Raw genomic sequence first — 7803 nt, forward strand, 5'->3', positions numbered from 1 at the left:
GCTCACGGAACTCCGCGTCCATCAGTTTCCGCGACAGCAGCGCCAGGATCCGCAGATGCTCATCGCCCGCGGCCGCCTCCGGAACCGTGATCATGAAGATCAACTTGGCCTTCGTGCCGTCGAGCGACCCCCACTCCACGCCCTCCGGCGAGCGCGCGAAGCCGACGATCGGTGCCGTGACGGCGTCGGTCTTGGCGTGCGGGATGGCGATCTCCTCACCGAGGCCGGTCGTGCCCAGTTCCTCACGGGCGAAAGCGGCCCGTACGAGCTCCTCGGGATCCGCGACCTTGCCGGTCGTCCCGAGCATCGCCGCCATCTCGCGGATGGCGGCATCCTTGCTGCCGGCCGCAAGGCGGACCTTCACGGTCTTCCCGGTCAGATACCCGGAGAGCACCTCGGCGCCATCGGCTCCGGCCGACTTCGCAGCGGGGGTGGCCGTTTCCACCGACACGGCCGCCGTACGAGCACCCGTGGCACCGATCCCCGCGAGGACCGGCTCCGCCGCCTGCGCCGGCACCGGCACGGAAGCCGACACCGGCACGGAATCCGGCGTCGGGGCGCGTCCGCCCGCTGTCCGCTCCTTGATTCCGATCAGCGCATTCGTGGTGACCGCCGTGACGAGGGTCCCGGCCACGACGGCAAGGAAGAACATCGGTACGCCCTCGACCGCACCCAGCACCGCCACGATCGGCCCACCGTGCGGCACCGCGTCCTTCACGCCCGCCAGCCCCGCGAGCGCACCGGCCACCGCGCCGCCCAGCATGTTCGCCGGAATGACCTGCGCGGGCCGGGCGGCCGCGAACGGAATCGCGCCCTCGGAGATCCCGAAGAAACCCATGAACAGCGCCGCCATACCGGTCTCGCGCTCCTGCTCCGAGTACAGCCGGCGCCGGATCAGCGTCGCGAGCCCCTGCCCGAGCGGCATGACCGGAATAGCCGCCGCACACATGCCCATGACCGTCTGGTTCCCGGACGCGATGAGCCCCGCGCCGAACAGGAACGCGGTCTTGTTGACCGGCCGCCCATGTCGAACGCGATCATGAGACCGAGAATCGCCCCGAGCAGAATCGCGCTGGTGCCGGTCATCCCGCTCAGCCAGCTGGTCAGATGCTCGAAGACCCAGGCGATCGGCTTGCCGATGACGTAGATGAAGAACAGCCCGAGCGCCGATGTCGCCACGATCGGGATCACGATGATCGGCATGATCGGCTGGGCGAACTTGGGGACCTTGACCTTCTTGATCCACAGCACCAGATAGCCGGCCAGGAAGCCGGTCACGATCGCGCCGATGAACCCGGCGCCCGCCTCGGAGTCGTACAGCGCCCCGGTGTTCGCGATCCAGCCGCCGATCATGCCGGGCACCAGTGCCGGCCGGTCCGCGATGGCGTACGCGATGTACCCGGACAGGATCGGCACCATCAGCTGGAACCCGATCTCGCCGATCTTGAAGACGCTCTCCCAGAACGAGCCCTCCGGGATGGCGTAACCCTCCGGCGTCGCATGCCCGCCGAGCGCCAGCGAGATCGCGATCAGCAGCCCGCCGACCACGACGAACGGGATCATGTACGAGACGCCGTTCATCAACGCCTTGTAGGTGACGCTCCGCTCCCGGCCGCCGCTGCCGCCACGTCCGCTGCCGCTGCCATTGCTTGCGGCGGGTGCCTCCATGGCTCCGTCACCGCCGCCCGCCCCGTGCACAGGCGCGCTCTGCACCTGCTCGATCAGCCGCTCGGGGTGGCGTACGCCCTCGGCCACCCCGACCGCGAGCACCTTCTTCCCCACGAACCGGCTCAGGTCAACGTCCTTGTCGGCCGCGACGATGATGGCGTCCGCGTCTCTGACATCGTTGTCAGAGAATACGTTCTCGGCGCCGATGGATCCTTGGGTCTCCACCTTCATCTTGATGCCGAGAGCTTCCGCGGCCTGCGCGAGTCTCTCCGCGGCCATGTAGGTGTGGGCGATGCCTGCGGGACAGGCGGTCACCGCGAGCAGCTTCAACTTCCGCTGCCCGCTCGCCGGACTGGTCACGTGAGTTCTCCTAACGCTGGTGGAGCAGATCGTGCCGGTGGAGCAGATCGTGCTGTTGGTCGCGTCGTGCTGTGGGTCGCGTCGTGCTCGTGTTCGCGATCCTCGCGCAGCATCGTGCAACACATGAACGCCACATCAACAGATCAACGCCACATCAAAAGCGCGGAAGGCCCCCTTACGACGGGCCCGTGGGCCCTGGATTCGGCCGGAACGCGGCCACGGGCGGGCTGTGGGCGGCCGCGGCGATCGGTGTAGATTCGTGACCAGTGCCAGACGTCGCTGCTGATGGCGGTCGGGCGGTCCGCGACTGTGGACCGGCCGAGGGAGAGAGGGCCTCCGACGGACTGCGCTGCGGGCGTCTGCGGGCGTCCGGGCATCGCTGTGCCCGTATCGCCGCAGTGGCCGCAGAGCCATCCAGCCCTACCCACCCCTCGACCCACATGAGGAGCAGCTCGCAATGACGACTGTCGCCGCCGGCCAGGACTTCAAGGTCGCCGACCTCTCTCTCGCCGGCTTCGGCCGCAAGGAGATCACCCTCGCCGAGCACGAGATGCCCGGCCTGATGTCGATCCGCAAGGAGTACGCGGCTTCGCAGCCGCTCGCCGGAGCCCGCATCACCGGCTCGCTGCACATGACCGTGCAGACCGCCGTCCTCATCGAGACCCTGGTCGCCCTGGGCGCCGAGGTCCGCTGGGCGTCCTGCAACATCTTCTCCACCCAGGACCACGCCGCCGCCGCCATCGCCGTCGGCCCCAAGGGCACCGCGGACAACCCCCAGGGCATCCCGGTCTTCGCCTGGAAGGGCGAGACCCTGGAGGAGTACTGGTGGTGCACGGAGCAGGCCCTGACTTGGCCGAACTCCCCCACCGGCGGCCCGAACATGATCCTGGACGACGGTGGTGACGCCACCCTCCTCGTCCACAAGGGCGTCGAGTTCGAGAAGGCAGGCGAGGCCCCGGACCCGTCCACCGCGGACAGCGAGGAGTACGGCCACATCCTCACCCTGCTGAACCGCACCCTCTCCGAGAACCCGCAGAAGTGGACCCGTCTGGCGTCCGAGATCCGCGGCGTCACCGAGGAGACCACGACCGGTGTCCACCGTCTGTACGAGATGCAGCGCGACGGCACCCTCCTCTTCCCGGCGATCAACGTCAACGACGCCGTCACCAAGTCCAAGTTCGACAACAAGTACGGCTGCCGTCACTCCCTGGTCGACGGCATCAACCGCGCCACCGACGTCCTGATCGGCGGCAAGGTCGCGGTCGTGTGCGGCTACGGCGACGTCGGCAAGGGCTGCGCGGAGTCCCTGCGCGGTCAGGGCGCCCGCGTGATCATCACCGAGATCGACCCGATCTGCGCGCTGCAGGCGGCGATGGACGGCTACCAGGTCACGACCCTCGACGAGGTCATCGACAAGGCCGACCTGTTCATCACGACGACGGGCAACAAGGACATCATCATGGCCTCGGACATGGCCAAGATGAAGCACCAGGCGATCGTCGGCAACATCGGTCACTTCGACAACGAGATCGACATGGCCGGCCTCGCCAAGGTCCCGGGCATCGTCAAGGACGAGGTCAAGCCGCAGGTCCACACCTGGACGTTCCCCGACGGCAAGGTGATCATCGTGCTGTCCGAGGGCCGTCTGCTCAACCTGGGCAACGCGACCGGCCACCCGTCCTTCGTGATGTCCAACTCGTTCGCGGACCAGACGCTGGCCCAGATCGAGCTCTTCACCAAGCCGGAGGAGTACCCGACCGATGTCTACGTGCTGCCCAAGCACCTCGACGAGAAGGTCGCCCGCCTCCACCTCGACTCGCTCGGCGTGAAGCTCACGACGCTCCGCCCCGAGCAGGCCGCCTACATCGGTGTCGAGGTCGAGGGCCCGTACAAGCCGGACCACTACCGGTACTGACGCTGCGGGTGCCAGTAGGTACCCATCCAGGTACCACCAGGTGCCCAGAGGCGCCGGCGCCTGCCGGCACTCCAACCGGTACTGACGTACCCATCGCAGGCCCCCGGACTCCCGGGCACGGGGGCCTGCACCCGGGCCGTCCCCCTCGGCCCCCGCCGCCGGGGAGCAGGGTCCCGGCCATCCGCCCAGGCGGTCATCCGGCCAGGGGGCCATCCGCCCAGGCAGGAATCTGGACAGACAGCCGTCCGGACTTCCGGACTTCCGGACTTCCGGTCTTCCGGTCTTCCGGAGGGATACTCCCCGCGTCGCTACCGGGCCCCAACGCATCGCAAGGACCTCGCCCCATGCCCCGCGGCCGCTATTCGCTTCATGATCCGCACGATCACACCCCCCTCGGTGAAGAGCACTTCCACTGCGCACCCGGCCCTGCCGGCTGGCGCTACGTCTCCCAGCTGACCACCCCCTCCGGAGACCACGCGGGCTCCGTCGACCTTGCTCTCGACGAACTCGGCCGCCCCATCCGCCTCGAACTCCACGCCTCGAGCTGGCAGGTCCGCGGCGCCGCCCTCGACGGGGTCACCTGGGTCCGCACCGATCCCACCGGCACACACGCCACCGAAGGCAATGTCCGCGCTCACGCCTTCACCGGCACCTCCCCCGCTTTCCTCGTCGCGACAGCCCGGCTGCTCCGCCTCACACCCGGCGCCCCCGCGACCCGCGTCCGCCTCGTCGCCTTCACGGACCCGGTCCTCGCCCCCCGCACCGTCGACCAGTCCTGGGCCCTGGTGAAAAGTGAAGCGCACGCCACTGACAACGGCACCCTGACAGTGGACGAATACCAGGTCAGCGCCCTGGACACCGGTGAACAGCACACGGTCCACATCGCTGGTGACGTGGTCCTGTCGGCCCCCGGCATCGAGCTCGAAGAGCTCGAAACCCCACCCTCGGTCTTTCCCTGACCTGCGACCGCCCTACGCGGGCGGCACGAACCCCGTCGCGGGCGGCGGGGACGACGCAACCCCGGACCCCGCCGCATCGGCAGGCGTGCCCGAGGTCACGGAAACCGGGCTTGTCAGGACCGGAGGCACAGGCGCAGGTGCAGGTGCAGGCGCAGACCAAGGCACAGACGCGGACGAAGCCGACGCCGAAACGGGAGGACCGGGAGGAGCGGGAGAAGAGGCAGAAGCGGGAGGAGCCGTGGGAGAAGGCGACGGAGAGGTCATGGACGCCGAGGCCACGGCGACGGCCCGCCGCGCGTCCCGCGCCTGCCGCTCGTTCACCACGGCCGCCAGGAACGCTCCCGCCGGCACCCCCTGCGGAGCAGGCGTCCCAGTACGAGCCACCAGATCAGCGGCCAACCGTTCCGCCAAGGACCGGCTCACCTCCGCGTCGAGCTGATGCATCCGCGTCAGGTACTGACGTATCGCCAGCCACAGATCGTCCGGCACCCCGGACAGATCGAGTTCCGCGAACCGCCCCACCAGCCACGGCGGCGGAGGAGGCACCGGCACCGGCCGGGCTGCCGGAACCCGTTCCCGTATCACCAGAGTCCCCGCGAAGACATCGCCGATCCGCCGCCCCCGCGCCGATACCAGCGAAGCGATGCACGCGATGACCCCGAACGTCATAAGGATCTCCACCACCCCGATCGCGCCACGCACCAGCGCGTGCCGGAACCGGATCGGACCGCCGTCGTCCCGCACGACCCTCAGCCCGCATGCCAGCTTCCCCAGCGAACGCCCCTGACTGAGCGTCTCCACCGCGATCGGCGCCCCCACCAGGACCAGCAGGAACGTCGCGATCGTCACCGCCATGACCGCGGCCTCGTCCAGAGAGGCCGTCGCGACCGCCAGGCCGACGGATATCAGCAGATACGCCGCCCACACCACGGCGAGATCGATCGCGAGCGCCAGCGCCCTGCTGGGCAGCCTCGCCGGACGAAGCCCCAGTACAACGGCGTCCCCCGTCACCACCCCACTCACCGCACGCACCCCACCTTCCTGACGCACTTCGACCTTCTCGACCCCTCGGAACGCCAGTCTGCCAAGCTGACCCGCAGTGCGCTGCAGTAGATACGAGCAGTAGTACGAGTCGTAGTACGAACCGTCCGTACGGATCCAGAGCGAACCCGGACCGGACCGGACCGGGAACGGACCCGAACCAGTGCCTGGAGCAGCAGCCGACCATGGACCTCGACGTCTTCGTGATGACCCACCGAGCAGAGTGGGACCGCCTGGACCACCTCCTGCACCGTGGGCGCCACCTCACCGGCGCCGAGGCCGATGAGCTCGTGGCGCTCTACCAACGCACCGCCACCCACCTCTCCCTCATCCAGTCCAGCGCCCCGGACCCGGTGATCACCGCCCGGCTCACTCAGCTCGTCGCCCGCGCCCGTTCCACCGTCACCGGCACCCGCCGCGCCTCCTGGCGTGACGCCGTCCGCTTCCTGACGGCCGGTTTCCCGGCCGCGGTCTACCGCTCCCGGCACTGGTGGATCCCCACCGCGGTGCTCTCCACACTCCTCGCCGCGATCATCGGCTGGTGGATCGGCACACACCCCGAGGTCCAGTCGGCCATCGCCGCCCCGGACGAGCTGCGCCGACTCACCCGTCCGGGAGGTGAGTACGAGACGTACTACTCGAGCCACCCGGCGGCCTCGTTCGCCGCCCAGGTCTGGACGAACAACGCCCAGGCAGCTGCCATGTGCCTGGTCCTCGGCGCGTTCCTCTGCGTCCCGGTGCTCTGGATCCTCTTCCTCAACATGGCGAACCTGGGTGTCGGCATCGGCCTGATGTCCTCGGCCGGCCGCCTCGACGTCTTCCTCGGCCTCGTCCTCCCTCACGGCCTCCTCGAACTCACCGCGGTCTTCGTCGCCGCCGGCACGGGCCTCCGCCTCGGCTGGACCCTCATCGACCCGGGCCCCCAGTCCCGCCGCACGGCCCTCGCCCAACAAGGACGCGCCGCCATCGGCATGGCGATCGGCCTCGCTCTGGTCCTTTTCGTGGCGGGCATGATCGAGGGCTTCGTAACCCCCTCCGACCTCCCGACCTGGGCGCGCATCACCATCGGAATCGTCGCCGAGCTGGCTTTCCTCTTGTACGTGTACGTCCTCGGCGGCCGAGCGGCCCGCGCCGGGGAACTGGGCGACGTCGACGCCGCCGACCGGAGCGCCGAGCTCCCCACGGCCGCCTGATGTGCGAGCACCCCCTGTGACCTGCTAGTCTCCTCTTCGCCCGCAAAGACCGTTGACACGGTCGGAGTGGGGAGGTAGATTTTAACGGTTGCCTCGGACTGGACATGTCCGAGAGTCACAGCTAATGTCTATCTTGCTCTGGCCGGAAAACGAACTTCCGCGGAGCCAATCGATTCCTTATCCGGATCACGAAGCCGATTAGCTCGGCCGAAAGACTCTGATAAAGTCGATATCGCCGAAAGGCAAAAGGCCTTCCAGCGGCCACCGGAAACGAAATCCAGACCGGAAACGGAACGGAAAAAGAATCTGGTAAGGTTGGAAACACCGAAGGGAAGCGCCTGGAGGAAAGCCCGAGAGGGTGAGTACGAAGGAAGCGTCCGTTCCTTGAGAACTCAACAGCGTGCCAAAAATCAACGCCAGATATGTTGATACCCCGTCTCTGTCATGGAGATGAGGTTCCTTTGAAAGTCCTTCCGTCAGGAAGGCAACACAGCGAGGACGCTGTGGACCGAGAGGATCATTCCTCCTCTTGGTTCCGCTCAACGCGAGTGTTCACACCGGATTACCGGTAAACATTCACGGAGAGTTTGATCCTGGCTCAGGACGAACGCTGGCGGCGTGCTTAACACATGCAAGTCGAACGATGAAGCCCTTCGGGGTGGATTAG

The 7803-nt window shown here is 68.0% G+C and carries 4 protein-coding genes, 1 rRNA gene and 1 pseudogene; 4 read left to right on the forward strand and 2 right to left on the reverse strand.

Annotated features, from left to right (window positions below):
- Positions 1-1983 (reverse strand): annotated as a pseudogene (locus ACWGI8_RS35070) (fructose-specific PTS transporter subunit EIIC); the annotation flags it as partial.
- A gap of 502 nt (positions 1984-2485) precedes the next feature.
- On the opposite strand from ACWGI8_RS35070, the gene ahcY reads away from it, so the two are divergent.
- Positions 2486-3943 (forward strand): adenosylhomocysteinase, encoded by a 1458-nt coding sequence (gene ahcY, locus ACWGI8_RS35075; RefSeq protein ID WP_453667221.1) that lies wholly within the window; start codon positions 2486-2488, stop codon positions 3941-3943.
- 344 nt (positions 3944-4287) lie between these two features.
- A complete protein-coding gene (locus ACWGI8_RS35080; protein ID WP_453667222.1) occupies positions 4288-4902 on the forward strand; it encodes a hypothetical protein in 615 nt (204 codons plus the stop codon).
- Between the two features lie 12 nt (positions 4903-4914).
- On the opposite strand, the gene ACWGI8_RS35085 is transcribed toward ACWGI8_RS35080, so the two are convergent.
- Positions 4915-5925 carry an RDD family protein gene (locus ACWGI8_RS35085; RefSeq protein ID WP_453667223.1) on the reverse strand — a complete coding sequence of 337 codons (1011 nt, stop codon included), beginning with the start codon at positions 5923-5925 and terminating at the stop codon, positions 4915-4917.
- A 203-nt stretch (positions 5926-6128) separates the two neighbouring features.
- Here ACWGI8_RS35085 and ACWGI8_RS35090 point away from each other — a divergent pair, with 203 nt between their 5' ends.
- Positions 6129-7136, forward strand: coding sequence for a stage II sporulation protein M (locus ACWGI8_RS35090; RefSeq protein ID WP_453667224.1), 1008 nt, complete (start codon positions 6129-6131; stop codon positions 7134-7136).
- 575 nt (positions 7137-7711) lie between these two features.
- Positions 7712-7803 (forward strand): 16S ribosomal RNA (locus ACWGI8_RS35095); the annotation flags it as partial.

This window comes from Streptomyces sp. NPDC054841, assembly GCF_053611045.1.

Bases quoted from the DNA above. Each gene is read 5' to 3' on its own strand.
- ahcY (WP_453667221.1), top strand. From the start codon at position 2,486: ATGACGACTGTCGCCGCCGGCCAGGACTTCAAGGTCGCCGACCTCTCT.
- ACWGI8_RS35080 (WP_453667222.1), top strand. From the start codon at position 4,288: ATGCCCCGCGGCCGCTATTCGCTTCATGATCCGCACGATCACACCCCC.
- ACWGI8_RS35090 (WP_453667224.1), top strand. From the start codon at position 6,129: ATGGACCTCGACGTCTTCGTGATGACCCACCGAGCAGAGTGGGACCGC.